Here is a 16,394-nt window from a genome sequence, read left to right as displayed (position 1 = left end):
AAGAAAATCAACAATGAACCAGCCAGTCGGTGGTGCCCATGGGCAGGATCGAACTGCCGACCTCTCCCTTACCAAGGGAGTGCTCTACCACTGAGCCACATGGGCCTACCTCAGAAAACTTCAGCCACAGCACGATGGAGCGGGTGAAGGGAATCGAACCCTCGTCTTAAGCTTGGAAGGCTTCAGCTCTACCATTGAGCTACACCCGCTTAAACGCTCTCTTCGCACCGCACCACAAGGTACTACGACAACTTACTGGTGGAGGGGGAAGGATTCGAACCTTCGAAGGCAGAGCCGTCAGATTTACAGTCTGATCCCTTTGACCGCTCGGGAACCCCTCCGAGAGAACCCGCGATTATCCAGATGCCCAGAAAGCCTGTCAACGGGTTTTGCTGCCACCCCACAAACAAAAAGACCGGCCAAAGCCGGTCTTGCTGGGCGTGCCGAACTTACTTCTGGGACAGAACCCAGGCAGCCAGTTTCTTGGCCTCGTCCTCGGTGACGTTGTTGGGGGGCATGGGAACTTCACCCCAGGCACCCTTGCCACCCGCCTTGATCTTGGCAGCCAGGGCAGCAGGAGCCTTGGCGTCACCCTTGTACTTGGCCGCGACATCCTTATAGGCAGGGCCAACCAGCTTTTTGTCGACGGCGTGGCAGGACATGCAGTTCTTGGCCTTGGCCAGCGCCTCGTCGGCTTGGACCTGACCAGCCATGACGATACCGGCGGCCATCATCGCAACGTAGATTGCTTTCATTTATTCGCTCCATCTGTCGGTTGGTAAACAAGCGCCGCCGATGATAAGCCCTTTTACCGGTGCGCGAAAGCACGCAAGGGAACGAGACAGCGACGGCAAAAGCTTAACGCGCCTTCGTCGCCGCGCGTTGACGATACGGCGCAATCAACGGGCCAGCAGCCTTGACACCGCTCAACGACGACGCTCGATCTGGCTCACGTCGCGCACCGCGCCCTTGTCCGCGGAGGTGGTCATGAGTGCGTAGGCCTGGAGGGCGGCAGACACCAGGCGCTCACGCTGAGCGGGCTTCCAGGCGGCAGTTCCCTTCGCCTCCATGGCCGCCCGACGCTTGCCCAGTTCGGCGTCCGAAATGGCCAAGTGGATGCGGCGAGCGGGGATGTCGATTTCGATGCTGTCGCCGGTTTCGATGAGGCCTATGGCGCCGCCATCCGCCGCTTCTGGCGAAGCGTGGCCGATGGACAGGCCGGAGGTGCCTCCGGAGAAGCGCCCGTCGGTGAGCAATGCGCATTCTTTGCCTAGACCACGGGACTTCAGATAAGAAGTGGGGTAGAGCATTTCCTGCATCCCCGGGCCGCCCTTGGGACCTTCGTAGCGGATGACCACGACGTCGCCGGCGACCACTTCGCCACCGAGAATGCCTTCCACGGCAGCGTCCTGGCTTTCGTAGACGCGGGCCCTGCCGGTGAATATCCAGATGGATTCATCGACGCCGGCGGTCTTGACGATACAGCCATCGCGGGCGATGTTGCCATGCAGTACGGCCAGGCCACCTTCTTTGGAATAAGCATTGGCGGCGTTGCGGATACAGCCGTGGGTGCGGTCCAGGTCCAGTTCGTTATAGCGGCGATCCTGGGAAAAGGCCGTCTGGGTGGGGACTCCGCCAGGGGCCGCCTTGAAGAACTGGTGAATCTTGAGGTCGTGCTCGCGCACCACGTCCCAGCGGTCGATGGCTTGGCCCAGGGTCTTGGTATGCACCGTCGGGACGTCACGCTGGAGGAGTCCAGCGCGGTCCAGTTCGCCCAGAATGCCCATGATGCCCCCGGCCCGGTGCACGTCCTCGATGTGGTAGTCCTGGGTGGCAGGCGCTACCTTGCACAGGCAAGGTACCTTGCGCGAAATGGCGTCGATGTCGCGCATGGTGAAATCGACCCCCGCCTCCTGGGCCGCAGCCAGGATGTGCAGCACGGTATTGGTGGAGCCCCCCATGGCCACATCCAGGGCCATGGCATTTTCGAAGGCCGCCTTGGTGGCGATGGAACGGGGCAGAACCGTGACATCGTCCTGCTCGTAGTAGCGCTTGCACAGCTCAACCGCGGTGCGGCCCGCCTTGAGGAAGAGCTCCTTGCGATCGGCGTGGGTGGCGACGACGGTGCCGTTACCGGGCAGGCTTAGACCCAGGGCTTCGGTCAGGCAGTTCATGGAATTGGCGGTGAACATGCCGGAACAGGAGCCGCAGGTGGGGCAAGCGGAACGCTCGAAACTTTCTACCTCGGCATCCGATACTTTGGTGTCGCCGGCCTTGATCATGGCGTCGATGAGGTCCACCGCGATGGTCTTGCCTTCCCATTTCACCTTGCCCGCCTCCATGGGGCCGCCGGAAACGAAGACGGCGGGGATGTTGAGGCGCAGAGCGGCCATCAGCATGCCCGGGGTGATCTTGTCGCAGTTGGAGATGCACACCATGGCGTCGGCGCAGTGGGCGTTGCACATGTACTCGACGGAATCGGCGATCAGGTCACGGGAAGGCAGGCTGTAGAGCATGCCACCGTGGCCCATGGCGATGCCGTCGTCGATGGCAACAGTATTGAATTCCTTGGCGATGCCGCCCGCCGCTTCGATCTCTCGCGCCACCAGCTGGCCGAGGTCCTTGAGGTGGACATGCCCCGGCACGAACTGGGTGAAGGAATTGACGACGGCGATGATGGGCTTGCCGAAATCGCCATCCTTCATGCCGGTGGCGCGCCAGAGGGCGCGGGCGCCGGCCATGTTGCGGCCATGGGTGGAAGTGCGGGAACGATAGTGGGGCATGACAGACTCCGTACAAAGCCGCTCGAGCGGCCGCGACTATAATCGGCCAATTCTAGCCGAAACCCTTTCCCCGATGCTCCTGCACCCCCAATTCGACCCAGTGGCGCTTTCCCTCGGCCCCCTTGCCGTACGCTGGTATGGCCTCATGTACCTGGTGGCCTTCGCCCAGTTCTATCTCCTCGGCCGCCACCGCATTGGGCGTGGTGTGCACGGGGACTGGACCCTGGAGCAACTGGACGACCTCCTCTTCTACGGCGTCCTGGGGGTGATTCTCGGCGGGCGATTGGGCCAGATCCTGTTCTACGAGCCCGGCCACTACCTCGCCAACCCGCTGGAAATCCTGGCCGTATGGAAGGGGGGCATGAGCTTTCACGGCGGTTTTCTTGGCGTGCTGGTCGCCATGGCGCTGTGGTCGAGGAAGCATGACAGACCTTGGCTTGACGTCACCGACTTCATCGCACCGCTCGTGCCCCTCGGCCTCGCCGCCGGCCGCCTGGGCAATTTTATCAATGGCGAACTCTGGGGCAGACCGGCCGACCCTGGCCTGCCCTGGGCCATGATCTTCCCTCAGGCCGGCGATGCAGTGCCACGGCACCCTTCGCAGTTGTACCACGTCGGCCTGGAAGGACTCGCACTGTTCGCGCTCCTTTGGTTGTACTCCGGACGGAAACGACCCAGGGGAGCAATCTCCGGCGCCTTTCTCATCGGCTACGGCATTTTTCGCTTCCTGACCGAATATTTCCGCGAACCCGACGCTGGCATTTTCGGGCATTCCTACACGATCAGCATGGGGCAGTGGCTTTCGCTGCCCATGGTCGCCGCCGGCCTGCTCCTCCTTGCCTGCAGCCGTTCATCCCGCCAGGCGTGACCGCGCCCCGGGAAGTTATTATAATTATGAATTATCAAGTCACGGGAGAATTCGGCCATGCAACGCCCCTTCAAGGTTCTCGGCCTGCAGCAGATCGCCATCGGTGCTCCTTCCAAGGACCGCCTGCGCACACTGTGGGTCGATCTGTTCGGATTGGCGCCCACGGGCAATTTCGTGAGCGAGAGGGAGAATGTGGACGAAGACATCTGTGCCCTGGGCAGCGGTCCCGGCAAGGTCGAGGTCGATCTGATGCAGCCCCTCGATCCTGAAAAGAAACCTGCCGTCCACGCCACGCCGCTCAACCACATCGGCCTGTGGGTTGACGATCTGCCCGCCGCCGTGACCTGGCTTTCCGGGCAGGGCCTGCGCTTCGCGCCCGGAGGCATACGCCGCGGGGCGGCCGGCTTCGACATCTGCTTCGTCCACCCCAAGGGCAACGAGGAATTCCCCTTGAGCGGCGAAGGCGTCCTCATCGAACTCGTCCAGGCGCCGCCAGAAGTCGTCGCGGCCCTTGATCGCTTCGCCAATCCATGACCCTGTCCGATTCGGACCGTGACGACGCGCGGGCGGCCCTGGCGCCCACGCTGGAAGCCACGGCGGCCATTCTGCCCCTGCTGGCAAGGCCCAGGAATCCCCGTTTTCCGGCCAAGGCAGCAGCACACTGGAACCAGGCCTGGGCAGATGTCCAGGCAGCCTGGAGCGACCGGAACGGAGGAGGATTGGCGGCGCTGCGCCCGGCGGTCTTTGCGCTTTCCGCCGCTGCCCTGGCCTTGCAGGATGTGGACTGCCTCGCCTTGAGCGAGGCCGTGGCCAGCGCCACCGACCGCCTCGACGAACCGGCCGGCCTCGGCAATTCCCGCCTAGTCACCGCAATCAGCGCTGCCGTGGAGTGCTTCGCTGTGGTGGACGCCCTGGAACATGAAGCGTTTCCGCAACGGGCGCGGCATTTTGCCTCCCGCCTGGAGCGGGTGGCCAAGGAAAGAGAAGCTCCCGCCCGCTCGCCCGTGCTCGATCGTCTGTTCGCCGAAGAGGGCCACGAGTGCCTGGAGAAGATGCGCCTCGCCTGCGCCGCGCTCCCCCCGGACCCCATGGCGCTCAAACGCGCTGCCGCCGATCTGGCCCGGGTCGCCGATGCCCTTGATCTGGGAGACGTTGCCCTCGCCGCGGGCCGACTGGTTCGCACCCTGCCTCTGCGCGCCGGAGAACGGGTGGACCTGGAGGCAGAGGAACCCCGGAACATGGTCCTGGGCCTGATCGCCGAACTGGAAGACTTGATCGGACGCCTGACCGGCGGGGATCGCGACCAGGTAAACCCCTGACGGAAGCCGGCACATAGCCGGCGACACCGCCCGCTGGCCTGCTCCAGGGGTAATCCGAGCCTGTGAATTGTTTGGGCACCCCCGAGCGCAGAGACCAGAGGCGCACGATCACGGCGCAAAGCGCAGCCATCGCTCGGGCCATGGCGAGGGAAACGACCCGCACGGCAGCCGAGCCCAAGACCTGCGGCGGGTCTCGCAGGCTACAACGGTCGGAATATCCCCAGGATCAAGCGGCGGCCGTTCCCCAGATCGGCCACTTCGGCCTGGATTTCCACTGGACGGCTCTCGCCATCTCCGCGCAGGATGGAAACCCTGACCGGGTCGGGAGCAAGGCCCGACACGGCTTCGCGAAAGGCCCTTGCGCAGCGCTCGCCTTCGGCGGCGGGATGAAGCTGGCGCTGATGGCGCCCGATAAGTCGCGCACGCGGCAAGGCAAACAGGGCCTCCGCCCGCTGATTGGCGTCCAGGATGATGCCCGTGTCGCCGTCCGCCAGCAGCATGGCATCGCGCGCGGCGTCGAATACGGCCCGCAGGCGCTCGCTGGCCGTCTGGGCCTGCTTGCGGGCTTCCGCCGCCTCGAACTCGACCAGGGCCAGGGTCACCAGATTCGATATGGCCTGGGCAAAGATGCGATGCATGGTGGTCCAGGGCTGCCGCGGCCCAACCTGCTCAAGGGCAATCACCCCCTGAAACTCGCCACGGATATGAATGGGCGTCGCCAGGAGGGCCGACACACCGTGCTGCGGGAAATAATCCGCCGCCAGTTCGCAAGTCGCCGGATGCAGGTAGGGGGTATCGGCGACGATGGCGCCCTCTCCCTGCAAGGCGGCAAAGTATGCAGGATAGTCCGCAGCCGCCAGGCACTCGCCACTGCTGTGACGATTGGACGCACGCTCGAATACTTCCAGACAGCGCAGTTCGTCGCGCTCGCCGGCAAGCGCCCAGATCCCGACGCGCGCAACGCCCGTTGCAGCGGCTGCCGACTCGGTGAGAATACTGAGCGTCATTTCCAGGGAGGCCTCCCGGAAATAGCTCCCCCGGGAGAGGCGGGCAATCCCTTCCTGCATGTCCACCGACGAGGACAGCATCGCTTGCTCGCCCAAATTCATCATGACCACGTTCGCAACTTTCGGGACCCAGGCCCCAACTCAATGACAGTTGCGATTGTAGGGCGCCCCTCCCTGGGGAGCCCGTGAAGTGCACCACACTTACTAAAGTAATAGGCCGGGCCGAAAACCTTCTCGACCCGGCCTGGCGAACCCCGGTCGGCCTCGCTTTCCTCTTGTCGCCGTCCTCTGCGGCGCCAGGCGGTCAGCGGGCGCTCAACGCAGCGATGCGGTCTTCCAGGGACGGGTGGCTGGAGAACAGCGAGATCCAGCCCTTGCCACCGGCAATGCCCGCCGTCGCCATGTTTTGCGGCAGCGGCTCGGTATGCAGACCGCCCAGGCGACGCAGGGCATCAATCATCGGCCGCGGCGTTCCCAGCAGGCTGGCAGCGCCGGCGTCGGCCCGAAACTCACGCTGGCGCGAAAAGTACATGACGACGATGCTAGCCAGGATACCGAAGACGAGTTCGCACACCATGCTGGTCACCATGTAGCCGATGCCCGGGCCGCTATTTTCCTCACCCTTGCGCAGAAAGGAGTCGACCGCGTAACCGATGATCCGCGAAATGAAGACCACGAAGGTATTGACCACCCCCTGGATCAGCGTCAGCGTCACCATGTCGCCATTGGCGATGTGGGCGACCTCGTGGGCGAGCACCGCCTCGACTTCCTCCCGGCTCATCCCCTGCAGGAGGCCGGTGGAGACGGCCACCAGCGAACTGTTGCGCGTGGCGCCGGTGGCGAAGGCATTGGGCTCGCCGTCGTAGATGGCCACTTCCGGCATGGGCAGGCCGGCTTTCTGGGCCAATCGGCCGACGGTATCCACCAGCCAGAACTCGGTCGAGTTGCGCGGCGTCTCGATGACCTGGGCGCCGGTGCTCCACTTGGCCATGGTCTTCGACATCCAGAGGGAAATGAAGGCGCCGCCGAAGCCGATGACCCCGGCGAAGACGAGCAGCATGCCGAGGTTGAGCCCATTCGCGGTGAGGAAGCGATTGACGCCCAGAAGGCTGGTGACCAGCCCGAGAACGAGCATGACCGCCAGATTGGTAACGAGAAAGAGGATGACACGTTTCATGAAAATCTCCTGATGGAGGGTGAACGACACGGCGAGCAGTTTACTCCAGGGAAACAATCCGAATAAATCGGATTAAAATTGAACAACGATTCGAAATTTTCAGAAGCAATGCCCAGGCTCAATTACAAGCACCTGCACTACTTCTGGGTCGCGGCGCAGGAAGGCAGCCTGACTCGAGCAGCCGAGCGCCTGGGGGTCGCCATCCAGACAGTCAGCGGCCAGATCGCCGTCCTGGAGCGCTCCCTGGGCCGCTCTCTCTTCGCCGCACAGGGACGTGGCCTGGCCCTCACCGAGGCCGGACGCAGCGCCCTGAACTACGCGGACCGCATTTTTCAGCTCGGGGACCAGTTGGAGGAGCATCTCGCCCGCCCTGAAGGTCCGGAACGTCTGCGTCTGGTGGCCGGCGTCTCCGACGGCCTGCCCAAGCTCGTCGCCCAGCGGCTCCTGGCCGAGGTCCAGGCCCCGCCGGCCCGCCTGCGCCTGGTGTGCCACGAGGGCGAATTCGAGGATCTGCTCGCCGATCTGGCGGTGCATCGTCTGGATGTCGTCCTCACCGACCGTCCCGCCCCGGGCGGCGGCAATCTGCGCCTCCACAGTCACTCCCTGGGCGAGCTGGCGGTCGGCCTCTTCGGCACGCCGCCCCTCGCCGATGCCCTGCGGCCGGGTTTCCCGGCTAGCCTCACCGCCGCCCCTCTGCTTCTCCCCACCCGTCACAATCGCCTGCGGGACCAGATCGACCTCTGGCTGGACGAGGCAGGGATCGAGCCCGACATCGTGGGCGAATTCGAGGACAGCGCCCTGCTGCAAACCTTCGGCCGCTCCGGCCTGGGCCTCTTCCCTGCCCCCCTGGAACTGGCCGCCACGGTCGCCACCGAACTGGGGGCTCATCCGGTCGGCCCTCTGCAGGGCGTGAGTGAGCAGATCTTTGCCATCGCCAATGCCCGCCGCCTCGCCCACCCGGCTGTGGAAGCGCTCTGTGCGGTGCGTCTGGGGGGCGACGGAGCGGCCGCGCTATAATCCTCCACCCCCAACCGCTGCACTGCACAATGACTCCTCTACTCCATTTCCTGGCCGCCTGCGGCCTCTCGTTGCTCGTTTCCCTTTCCCTTCGCGCCGAACAACTCCCGGTCCCGCCCGCAGTGGCTGCCAAGTCCTGGTTACTGCTCGACACGGGTTCCGGCCAGATCCTGACCACCGAGCAGCCTGACGAGCGCGTCGAGCCGGCCTCCCTCACCAAGATGATGACGGCCTACCTCACCTTCGCGGCGCTCAGGCAGAAGACCATCGCCCTCAACCAGACCGTCCCGGTTTCGGAGAGAGCCTGGCGTACGGGCGGTTCCAAGATGTTCATCCAGGTTGGCACCCAGGTGCTGGTGGAAGACCTGATCAAGGGCATGGAGATCCAGTCGGGCAACGACGCCTGCATCGCCCTGGCCGAGGCCATCGCCGGCAGCGAAGAAGCCTTCGCCCAGATGATGAACCGCGAGGCCCAGCGCCTGAACATGAAGAACACCCACTTCATGAACTCCAACGGCCTGCCCGATCCCCAGCACTACACCACGGCGCGAGACCTCTCCCTTCTCGCTTCCGCCCTGGTGCGCGACTTCCCGGAGGAGTACGCCAAGTACTACGCGATGAAGGAATTCCGCTACAACAACATCACCCAGCAGAACCGCAACCGGCTGATCTGGATCGACCCCACCGCAGACGGCATCAAGACCGGCCATACCGAGGCCGCCGGGTATTGCCTGGTAGGTTCGGCCAAGCGCGGGCCGCGGCGCCTGATCTCCGTCGTCCTGGGGGCGAAGTCCGACGCCACCCGCACCAGCGAATCGCAAAAGCTGCTCAATTGGGGTTTCCAGTTCTACGAGCCGGTGCAAATCTCCGCCAAGGGCCAGGAGGTCGCTTCCCTGCGCGTGTGGAAGGGCGAGACCAATCTGATCAAGGCAGGTTTCGCCAGCGATCTCTCCATTACCGTGCCCACCGGCTTCGCCGCCAAGGTCACCAGGGAATTCGTCGCCCAGCCCAGGCTGATCGCCCCCATCCAGCAGGGCCAGGTTCTCGGCACCCTGAAGGTGGCTCTGGACGGCAAGCCTCTCGGAGAGTACCCGGTGCTGGCCCTGGAGAACGTGCGCCAGGCCGGCATCCTGGGCCGCCTGATCGACACCATCCGGCTCTGGTTCGCCTGATGACCGACGGCGTCGCCGATCCGGTCTATCTCGACGGCGCCTTCGTGCCCTTGGCCCAGGCGCGCATCTCGCCCCTGGATCGCGGATTTCTCTTTGGCGACGGCGCCTACGAGGTCGTTCCGGTCTACTCCCGCCGGCCATTCCGGCTGGAGCAGCACCTGGCCCGGCTGGCCGCCACCCTGACCGCGATCCGCTTGGCGGACCCCTACCCCGCGTCCCGCTGGCGCTCGTTGGTCGAGACCCTGATCGCCGGCGCCCCCTGGGAAGATCAGGCCATCTACCTGCAGGTGACCCGGGGCGCCGACATCCGGCGCGACCACCCCTTCCCGCCCGCCACGGTGGCGCCGACGGTCTTCGGCTTCGCGTCGCCCCTGGTCACGGCGTCGGCCAAGTTGCGGCGGCAGGGCGTCGCCGCCATCACCGTGCCCGACCTGCGCTGGGGTCGCTGCGACCTCAAGGTCACCGCCGTCCTCGCCAATGTGCTGGCCCGCCAGCAGGCGACCGACGCGGGCTGCGCCGAGGCCATCTTCCTGCGCGAAGGCTGGCTCACCGAGGGAACCGCGTCCAATATCTTCATCGTGCGCGACGGCGTCGTGGCCACGCCCCCCAAGGGCCCCCTCATCCTGCCCGGAGTCACCTACGATGTGGTGCTGGAACTCGCCGCCGCCCATGGCCTGCCGGCCGAAACCCGCCCGGTGTCGGAAGCGGAACTGCGCGCGGCCGACGAGGTCTGGATGACCTCCTCGACCCGGGAAATCCTGCCCATCACCCGGCTCGACGGTCAGCCCGTCGGCACGGGCCTGGCGGGGCCGGTCGCCGCCGCCATGGGCGCCTGGTATCAGGACTTCAAGGAAGTCGTCATGCGGCGAGAGGGAAGACCATGAGCGAAAAGGAAACCCTCCTCGAATTTCCCTGCGCCTTTCCCCTGAAAATCATGGGCCAGGCCAACGACGCCCTCACCACGGCGGTGCTGGAGATCGTCACCCGCCACGCGCCGGATTTCGATTCCACCACCGTCGAGATGCGCGCCAGTTCGGGGGGCAGGTACCTCGGCCTCACCTGCACGGTCACCGCGACGTCCAAGGCGCAACTCGATGCCCTGTACCTGGAACTCACCTCCCACCCCCTGGTGAAGGTGGTTCTGTAGGTGAAGCGTGAGGGGCGAGCAGTGAGCGGTGAGGGGCAAGGCGGAGCGCGGGTCGGGCACTCTGCGCTCGCCCCCGTCGTCCGCCGCCTCGGCCTGGCCGATTATGTGCCGACCTTCGACGCCATGCGCGCCTTCACCGCTGCCCGCACGGCCGAGACCCCGGACGAACTGTGGATCGTCGAGCACCCCCCCGTCTACACCCTGGGTCAGGCCGGCAAGCCGGAGCACATCCTGCGCGATGTGGGCATTCCCATCGTACCCATCGACCGGGGCGGCCAGGTCACCTACCACGGCCCGGGGCAGGTGGTGATCTACATCCTCCTCGACCTCACCCGGAGAAAACTCAAGGTGCGGGAGCTGGTCAACTCCATCGAACAAGCGGTGATCGACTTCCTCGCCGATTCCCATGTTACGGCCGAACGCCGCGATGGCGCCCCCGGTGTCTATGTGGGCGAGGCCAAGATCGCCGCCCTCGGGCTACGCATCCGGAACGGCCGCTCGTATCATGGTGTCTCCCTCAACGTGGACATGGACCTCAGCCCCTTCGCAGCCATCAACCCCTGCGGCTACCCGGGGCTGAAGGTCATCCAGACCAAGGATCTCAATCTTCCCCTCACCGCTCACGAGGCGGGCGAGGGGCTTTGCCAACACTTGCTACAGCAACTGGAGTCGTAAATGGCCGCCAATGAACGCAAACTCGGCGTCAAGCAAAAGGGCGAACAAAAAACCGCCCGCATCCCCATCAAGATCGTCCCCGTGGGCGCCCCCCTCAAGAAACCGGAGTGGATCCGGGTCAAGGCCGGCAACAGCGCCGGACGCTTCGGCGAGATCAAGTCCATGCTGCGGGAGCGGAAGCTGCACACCGTCTGCGAAGAAGCCACCTGCCCCAACATCGGCGAGTGCTTCGGCCGCGGCACCGCCACCTTCATGATCCTCGGCGACATCTGCACCCGCCGCTGTCCCTTCTGCGACGTGGGCCACGGCCAGCCCCTGCCCCCCAACCCGGACGAGCCCCGCCAGCTGGCGGAATCCGTCGCCGCCTTGAAACTGCGCTACGTGGTGATCACCAGCGTGGACCGGGACGACCTGCGGGACGGCGGCGCCCAGCACTTCGTGGACGTCATCCGCGCCGTGCGGGAAGCCTCCCCCACCACCACCATCGAAACCCTGGTGCCCGACTTCCGCGGCCGCATGGAAATCGCCCTCGGTGTCCTCGGCCAGGCACTGCCCGACGTGCTCAACCACAATCTGGAAACGGTGCCCCGCCTCTACAAACAGGCCCGCCCCGGCGCCGACTACGCCCATTCCCTGGAATTCCTCAAGCAGTTCAAGGCCCGCTACCCGGCGGTTTCCACCAAGTCCGGCCTGATGGTCGGCCTGGGCGAGACCGACGAGGAGATCGTCGACGTGCTGCGCGACCTGCGCGCCCATGCCGTGGAAATGCTCACCATAGGCCAATACCTGGCCCCCACCGGCCACCACCTGCCGGTGACCCGCTACGTCCATCCCGACATCTTCAAAATGTACGAAACCGAGGCGACCGCCCTGGGCTTCAGCGGCGCCGCCTGCGCGCCGATGGTGCGCTCCAGCTACTGGGCCGACCAGCAGGCCCATACGGCCGGAGTGGCCTGAGCGGCGCGAGCGACGGGGAGCCCCACCCGATCCGATGGCTGCGCGGACGCGGGGTCCAGCCGCATCATTCGATGAAGGCGATCCGCCAGCACTCGTCCAGATTGGCCGCCACGCAGGCGATCACGTCGGCGTCGAGCTTTTCGGCGTCGGCTTCTTCGCGCAGGATGCTGAGGATTTCCCCGGGCGGCAGCGGCGCCCGGTAGGGGCGGTGCTGCTCCAGGGCCTGGAAGACGTCGGCCACCGCGACGATGCGCGCCTCCAGGGAGAGCGAATCCCGGCGCAGGTGATAGGGATAGCCCGACCCGTCGACCCGCTCGTGGTGCTGAGCAGCCCACAGGGCGACCTCTTCCAGGCCGCGGATGTTCTTCAGGACGTTATAGGTGTCGAAGCTGTGACGACGGACGATGGCGTACTCCTCGGCCGTCAGCTTCCCCGGCTTTTCCAGATACTCGTCGGGAATGCGCAGCTTGCCGAGGTCGTGCAGCAGCCCGGCGAGTTCGAGTAATTCGCAGCGGCGCTGGTCGAGCCCGATCCGTTCGCCGAGGAAGCGCGCCAGCCGCGCCACCGCATCGGAATGCTTGCTGGTGAAGCTGCTCTTGGCATCGACGATCACGGAAAAGATGTGGAACAGGCTGCGCAACTCGGCAAAGGCGATTTCGCCCTGATCCCCGTGTTCGAGCCAACCCGCGGCATAACCGGCCACCTGGTCCCCTTCCAGGCGGAACCAGAACGCTTCGGAACGCGCCAGATCGAAGAAGGCGTCGACCAGATCGGGATGGAACCAGCTTCCCCGTCGCTCGGCGACGCGCCGCCGGGTCTCATCGATGCCCAGGAGCACGTTGGCATTGTCCTTGAGGCTCGCCAGAGTGAGGATATCCACCCGATCGGCGAGGTAGATGCAGTTGGCGGCCAGGGCCGTTTCCTCGGACAGCGGTATCCCGGCCAGCGCTTGCCAATGGGTGTGGTGGTGGCGCACCACCTCGGAAAACTTGGCCAGCAAGGGACAGCGCGCCAGCAGGGCCGCCCCGTTGTCGCAGTGGTCGTTTTCGTGCTCCCACTCCAACTGGGCCAGACGAGAGTGGATGATGGTCTTGGACACACCGCAGTCGTGGAGGATCGCCGCCTGGAACAGGTCGTCGAGGCGCTGGCCGCTCCAGCCCAGGCGCTTGCCGCATTCGGCGGCGATATAGGCGACCCGCTTGCCGTGGTGGATGTGGGTGACGCCCACCAGATCGAGGGCATCCGAGAGCGAATAGATGGCCTGATGCAGACTGATATTGAAATTCGCCATGGGCCTCCGATCGTGGCAGCAAGGCCAGTCGGCTGCCAGAGGGCTTCATCCTAAGCCTTCCGGCGGCGGCCACCAAGCCTGCCCTGCCCCGGACCGCATCCGGACGCGGCGAATCCGCGTACTCGCCACAAGGGCGTCGAAGGACCCGACGCCACTCCCTGGAGTCACCATGCGCGTTCTGTTCAGATTGATCGCCCTCTGCTGTTGGGCGCCCTTCGCCTGGGGGACTGCCGGGCTCGTTCCCTGGCAGCCCTACGGCGATGCCGCCTTCGCCCAGGCCAGGGCCGAGGGGCGCTACGTGCTCCTGGAACTGGAAGCGGTGTGGTGCCACTGGTGCCACGTCATGGACGAGCGCACCTGGAGCGACCCAGCGGTGGCGGAGGCGGTCGCCAGACACTACGTTCCCGTGCGGGCCGACCACGATGCCCGGCCCGATCTGGCCGAGCGCTATCGGGACTATGGCTGGCCGGCCCTCATCATCCTGGACGGTGAGGGCCGCGAGATCGTCAAGCGGGCCGGCTACCTCGCCCCGGAAGCCATGCAGCGACTCCTCGCCGCCGTGGTCGCCGACCCCTCGCCGGAAAACCCCACAACCACGCCTCCGGTGCAATGGGCGCTGTCGCCCTTCCTCGACGCAGCAACACGGGCCGAACTGGAAAAACGCCTGGTCGAGAGCAACGACTTCCGGCGCGGCGGGCTCAAAGGTGCCCAGAAGGTCGTCGACCGGGATGCCGCCGAACTCGCCCTCCTGCGGGCCACGGAAGGCGACGCCACGGGGGCGCGCATCGCCCGGGGCAGCCTCGCCGGGGCACGGCGCCTGCTGGACCCGGTGTGGGGCGGGGTCTACCAGTATTCCACCGGCGGCGACTGGAAGCACCCGCACTACGAGAAGCTGGGCTTCATCCAGGCCGACTACCTGCGCCTCTTCGCCTTGAGCTACGCCACCACCGGCGACCCGCGGGACCGGGACGCCCTGCTCGCCATCCATCGTTACCTGCGCCGCTTCCTGCGGGCTCCCGATGGCAGCTTCTACACCAGCCAGGACGCCGACCTGCGACCCGGCGAACACGCCGCCGCCTACTTCGCCCTGGGCGACGCGGCACGCACCCGGCGGGGCGTCCCCCGGGTGGACAAGGCCATCTACGCCCGGGAAAACGGCCTCCTGGCCACCGCCCTGGTCCAGGCCCACCTGGCCACCGGCCTGCCGCAACTCCTCGACGACGCCACCTTCGCCGTGGAGCGCATGATGGTCCTGCGCCGCCTGCCGCGGGGCGGCTACACCCACGGTGCCGACGACCGGGGCGGCCCTTATCTGGCCGACAGCCTTGCAATGTTGCGCGCCCTGCTTGCCCTGCACGGCGCCACGGGCGAACGCCGCTGGCTGGCGGAAGCCATGACCACCGCCGACTTCATTGCCGACCGCTTCGCCTCTCCCGCAGTCCCCGGCTACCGCAGCGCAGTCCCTTCCGGCCCCCTGGCCCCCGTCGCCACCCTGGACGAAAACCTGGCCCTGGCCCGGGCCGCCAACCTGCTGGCCCACTACAGCGGCGAAGCGCGCCACCGGACCATGGCCGAATCGGCCATGCGCTACCTGGCCACGCCCGCCGTCGCCCTGGCCCGGGTATCGGACCCGGGCATCCTCATCGCCGACAGGGAGCTGGCCAACGACCCCGCCCACCTCACCGTGGTCGGCCGCCGCGATGACCCAGCCGCGCGCCGCCTCTTCGCCGCCGCCGCCCGCTGGCCGGTAGTCTATAAGCGAGTCGAGTGGTGGGACCGCCGCGAAGGCCCACTGCCCAATCCCGATGTCGCCTACCCGGAGCTGAGCCGAGCAGCGGCCTTCGTCTGCGCCGACGGCCGCTGCTCACGGCCCCTGTTCAGCGTCGAAGACCTTCTTGCCCTGGCGGCCGAAGCAAAGAAGAGAGAGCCCACGAGCACACCATGAAACCGCGACGCCCGCCCCCCCGCACACGCAGCGCCGCCGGTGCGCCGGACCGCGGAGTCTTGATCCGGCTGACCGCCAGCGCCTTGGCCCTGGCCGCAGCGCTCTTCGCCTTGCCCGCCCGGGCGGCCGAATTGCGCCCCCTAACCCCCACCCCCGCGGCACCGCTCGTCCTGCGCGACCTGGACGGCCGCGGCGTGGACCTCGCCCAACTGCGCGGCAAGCTGGTCCTGGTCAATTTCTGGGCCACCTACTGCAAGCCCTGCCGGGCCGAGATGCCTTCTCTGGACCGCCTGCGCACCCGCCTGGCGCCCAGAGGCATGGAAGTCCTCGGAGTAGATGTCGGCGAGGATGCCGACGCCGTGCGCCGCTTTACCGCCACGGTGCCGGTGGGTTTCCCTCTTCTGCTCGACCCAGAGGGAGCCACCATGGCCCGCTGGAAAGCCATCGCCCTGCCCACCACCCTGGTCATCGACCGGCGGGGCCGCCTGCGGGCGCGTCTTACGGGCGAAGCGGATTGGGACGGCCCCGACCTCGTCGCCGCCCTGGAAAAGCTGATGACGGAACCATGATTGGCTTTTTGCATCCAAACGGCGGGCTGTCGCGTACCTGCCTGTACGGAGCGCGCCGCTTGACCAAGCAGCCGACCGAAACCACGATCCCGGCCCCCGCGGCCAAACCCCCCCTGTCAGGAGACCCATCATGAGCAGCAAGAAGACCACCCTTTCCCTCGCCGTCGGCACCGCCTTCGCCGCCACCGCCCTGCTGGCCCCCATCGCCCACGCGGCAGACAACCCCTTCAGTCTCACCAAGCTCGATTCCGGCTATCAACTCGCTGCCGCCGACGACAAGGCCAAGGACGGCAAATGCGGCGAAGCCAAGTGCGGCGCCGACAAGAAGAAGGACGCCAAGTGTGGCGCCGACAAGAAAAAGGACGGCAGCTGCGGCGGCGACAAGAAGAAGGACGGCAAGTGCGGCGAAGCCAAGTGCGGCGCCGACAAGAAGAAGTAATTCCCCCCCGGGGCGCGCCCGGCGCGCC

General features: G+C 66.2%; 17 protein-coding genes and 3 tRNA genes. 12 read left to right on the top strand and 8 right to left on the bottom strand.

What is annotated here, in order from left to right:
• Positions 1 to 30: 30 nt before the first annotated feature.
• From IPM73_00430 to ilvD, 5 genes are all read right to left on the bottom strand, one after another.
• Positions 31 to 105 (bottom strand) — tRNA-Thr (locus IPM73_00430).
• A gap of 30 nt (positions 106 to 135) precedes the next feature.
• Positions 136 to 209, bottom strand: a tRNA-Gly gene (locus IPM73_00425).
• A 47-nt stretch (positions 210 to 256) separates the two neighbouring features.
• Positions 257 to 341: transfer RNA gene (locus tag IPM73_00420), tRNA-Tyr, on the bottom strand.
• A 108-nt stretch (positions 342 to 449) separates the two neighbouring features.
• Positions 450 to 755, bottom strand: coding sequence for a c-type cytochrome (locus tag IPM73_00415; GenBank protein MBK8916562.1), 306 nt, complete (start codon positions 753 to 755; stop codon positions 450 to 452).
• A 171-nt stretch (positions 756 to 926) separates the two neighbouring features.
• The gene (gene ilvD / locus IPM73_00410; protein MBK8916561.1) at positions 927 to 2,783 is read right to left on the bottom strand and encodes a dihydroxy-acid dehydratase; all 1,857 of its coding nucleotides are present in this window, start codon (positions 2,781 to 2,783) and stop codon (positions 927 to 929) included.
• Positions 2,784 to 2,856: 73 nt separating this feature from the next.
• On the opposite strand from ilvD, the gene IPM73_00405 reads away from it, so the two are divergent.
• From IPM73_00405 to IPM73_00395, 3 genes are read left to right on the top strand one after another with little or no spacing between them, the layout of a single operon-like run.
• Positions 2,857 to 3,651 (top strand): prolipoprotein diacylglyceryl transferase, encoded by a 795-nt coding sequence (locus IPM73_00405; GenBank protein MBK8916560.1) that lies wholly within the window; start codon positions 2,857 to 2,859, stop codon positions 3,649 to 3,651.
• A 57-nt stretch (positions 3,652 to 3,708) separates the two neighbouring features.
• Complete coding sequence (locus IPM73_00400; protein MBK8916559.1) at positions 3,709 to 4,185, top strand: VOC family protein; 477 nt, start codon at positions 3,709 to 3,711, stop codon at positions 4,183 to 4,185.
• On the top strand, positions 4,182 to 4,970 hold the full coding sequence (locus IPM73_00395; GenBank protein MBK8916558.1) for a hypothetical protein: 789 nt from the start codon (positions 4,182 to 4,184) through the stop codon (positions 4,968 to 4,970). The genes IPM73_00400 and IPM73_00395 overlap by 4 nt, the downstream gene beginning before the upstream one ends.
• 200 nt (positions 4,971 to 5,170) lie before the next feature.
• On the opposite strand, the gene IPM73_00390 is transcribed toward IPM73_00395, so the two are convergent.
• Both IPM73_00390 and htpX read right to left on the bottom strand, forming a co-directional pair.
• Positions 5,171 to 6,082, bottom strand: coding sequence for a GAF domain-containing protein (locus IPM73_00390; protein ID MBK8916557.1), 912 nt, complete (start codon positions 6,080 to 6,082; stop codon positions 5,171 to 5,173).
• Between the two features lie 199 nt (positions 6,083 to 6,281).
• Positions 6,282 to 7,154 (bottom strand): protease HtpX, encoded by an 873-nt coding sequence (gene htpX / locus IPM73_00385; GenBank protein MBK8916556.1) that lies wholly within the window; start codon positions 7,152 to 7,154, stop codon positions 6,282 to 6,284.
• Between the two features lie 108 nt (positions 7,155 to 7,262).
• Here htpX and IPM73_00380 point away from each other — a divergent pair, with 108 nt between their 5' ends.
• Genes IPM73_00380 through lipA form a run of 6 tightly spaced genes read left to right on the top strand, consistent with a single transcriptional unit; the run spans position 7,263 to position 12,122 of the window.
• Positions 7,263 to 8,171 (top strand): LysR family transcriptional regulator, encoded by a 909-nt coding sequence (locus IPM73_00380; GenBank protein ID MBK8916555.1) that lies wholly within the window; start codon positions 7,263 to 7,265, stop codon positions 8,169 to 8,171.
• A gap of 29 nt (positions 8,172 to 8,200) precedes the next feature.
• Complete coding sequence (locus tag IPM73_00375; protein MBK8916554.1) at positions 8,201 to 9,343, top strand: D-alanyl-D-alanine carboxypeptidase; 1,143 nt, start codon at positions 8,201 to 8,203, stop codon at positions 9,341 to 9,343.
• Positions 9,343 to 10,227, top strand: a complete 885-nt coding sequence (locus tag IPM73_00370) for a D-amino acid aminotransferase (GenBank protein MBK8916553.1) — start codon at positions 9,343 to 9,345, stop codon at positions 10,225 to 10,227. The genes IPM73_00375 and IPM73_00370 overlap by 1 nt, the downstream gene beginning before the upstream one ends.
• The gene (locus IPM73_00365; protein ID MBK8916552.1) at positions 10,224 to 10,490 is read left to right on the top strand and encodes a DUF493 domain-containing protein; all 267 of its coding nucleotides are present in this window, start codon (positions 10,224 to 10,226) and stop codon (positions 10,488 to 10,490) included. The genes IPM73_00370 and IPM73_00365 overlap by 4 nt, the downstream gene beginning before the upstream one ends.
• Positions 10,491 to 10,511: 21 nt before the next feature.
• Positions 10,512 to 11,165 carry a lipoyl(octanoyl) transferase LipB gene (gene lipB, locus IPM73_00360; protein MBK8916551.1) on the top strand — a complete coding sequence of 218 codons (654 nt, stop codon included), beginning with the start codon at positions 10,512 to 10,514 and terminating at the stop codon, positions 11,163 to 11,165.
• Positions 11,166 to 12,122, top strand: a complete 957-nt coding sequence (gene lipA, locus IPM73_00355; protein MBK8916550.1) for a lipoyl synthase — start codon at positions 11,166 to 11,168, stop codon at positions 12,120 to 12,122. It abuts the gene before it with no gap.
• A 64-nt stretch (positions 12,123 to 12,186) separates the two neighbouring features.
• Here the strand turns inward: lipA and IPM73_00350 are convergent, their stop codons facing one another.
• Positions 12,187 to 13,413 (bottom strand): HD domain-containing protein, encoded by a 1,227-nt coding sequence (locus IPM73_00350; GenBank protein MBK8916549.1) that lies wholly within the window; start codon positions 13,411 to 13,413, stop codon positions 12,187 to 12,189.
• Between the two features lie 169 nt (positions 13,414 to 13,582).
• Here IPM73_00350 and IPM73_00345 point away from each other — a divergent pair, with 169 nt between their 5' ends.
• The 3 genes from IPM73_00345 to IPM73_00335 all read left to right on the top strand — a co-directional run bounded on the left by IPM73_00345 (position 13,583) and on the right by IPM73_00335 (position 16,366).
• Positions 13,583 to 15,358, top strand: a complete 1,776-nt coding sequence (locus tag IPM73_00345) for a thioredoxin domain-containing protein (protein MBK8916548.1) — start codon at positions 13,583 to 13,585, stop codon at positions 15,356 to 15,358.
• Entirely contained in the window at positions 15,355 to 15,927 is a 573-nt protein-coding gene (locus IPM73_00340) for a TlpA family protein disulfide reductase (protein ID MBK8916547.1), read from the top strand. Before IPM73_00345 ends, IPM73_00340 begins: the two co-directional genes overlap by 4 nt.
• Positions 15,928 to 16,057: 130 nt before the next feature.
• Positions 16,058 to 16,366, top strand: coding sequence for a hypothetical protein (locus tag IPM73_00335; protein MBK8916546.1), 309 nt, complete (start codon positions 16,058 to 16,060; stop codon positions 16,364 to 16,366).
• Positions 16,367 to 16,394 lie beyond the last annotated feature (28 nt).

It is taken from the genome of Betaproteobacteria bacterium (genome assembly GCA_016720065.1).
Lineage (GTDB): Bacteria > Pseudomonadota > Gammaproteobacteria > Burkholderiales > Rhodocyclaceae > SSSZ01.
The sequence above is the reverse complement of the archived record's forward strand: the minus strand, read 5'-3'. Positions and strand labels throughout refer to the sequence as shown.

What these genes read in the sequence shown, in the direction of transcription:
- IPM73_00415 (MBK8916562.1), bottom strand. Translation starts at nt 755, where the DNA reads ATGAAAGCAATCTACGTTGCGATGATGGCCGCCGGTATCGTCATGGCT.
- ilvD (MBK8916561.1), bottom strand. Translation starts at nt 2,783, where the DNA reads ATGCCCCACTATCGTTCCCGCACTTCCACCCATGGCCGCAACATGGCC.
- IPM73_00405 (MBK8916560.1), top strand. Translation starts at nt 2,857, where the DNA reads ATGCTCCTGCACCCCCAATTCGACCCAGTGGCGCTTTCCCTCGGCCCC.
- IPM73_00400 (MBK8916559.1), top strand. Translation starts at nt 3,709, where the DNA reads ATGCAACGCCCCTTCAAGGTTCTCGGCCTGCAGCAGATCGCCATCGGT.
- IPM73_00395 (MBK8916558.1), top strand. Translation starts at nt 4,182, where the DNA reads ATGACCCTGTCCGATTCGGACCGTGACGACGCGCGGGCGGCCCTGGCG.
- IPM73_00390 (MBK8916557.1), bottom strand. Translation starts at nt 6,082, where the DNA reads ATGATGAATTTGGGCGAGCAAGCGATGCTGTCCTCGTCGGTGGACATG.
- htpX (MBK8916556.1), bottom strand. Translation starts at nt 7,154, where the DNA reads ATGAAACGTGTCATCCTCTTTCTCGTTACCAATCTGGCGGTCATGCTC.
- IPM73_00380 (MBK8916555.1), top strand. Translation starts at nt 7,263, where the DNA reads ATGCCCAGGCTCAATTACAAGCACCTGCACTACTTCTGGGTCGCGGCG.
- IPM73_00375 (MBK8916554.1), top strand. Translation starts at nt 8,201, where the DNA reads ATGACTCCTCTACTCCATTTCCTGGCCGCCTGCGGCCTCTCGTTGCTC.
- IPM73_00370 (MBK8916553.1), top strand. Translation starts at nt 9,343, where the DNA reads ATGACCGACGGCGTCGCCGATCCGGTCTATCTCGACGGCGCCTTCGTG.
- IPM73_00365 (MBK8916552.1), top strand. Translation starts at nt 10,224, where the DNA reads ATGAGCGAAAAGGAAACCCTCCTCGAATTTCCCTGCGCCTTTCCCCTG.
- lipA (MBK8916550.1), top strand. Translation starts at nt 11,166, where the DNA reads ATGGCCGCCAATGAACGCAAACTCGGCGTCAAGCAAAAGGGCGAACAA.
- IPM73_00350 (MBK8916549.1), bottom strand. Translation starts at nt 13,413, where the DNA reads ATGGCGAATTTCAATATCAGTCTGCATCAGGCCATCTATTCGCTCTCG.
- IPM73_00345 (MBK8916548.1), top strand. Translation starts at nt 13,583, where the DNA reads ATGCGCGTTCTGTTCAGATTGATCGCCCTCTGCTGTTGGGCGCCCTTC.
- IPM73_00340 (MBK8916547.1), top strand. Translation starts at nt 15,355, where the DNA reads ATGAAACCGCGACGCCCGCCCCCCCGCACACGCAGCGCCGCCGGTGCG.
- IPM73_00335 (MBK8916546.1), top strand. Translation starts at nt 16,058, where the DNA reads ATGAGCAGCAAGAAGACCACCCTTTCCCTCGCCGTCGGCACCGCCTTC.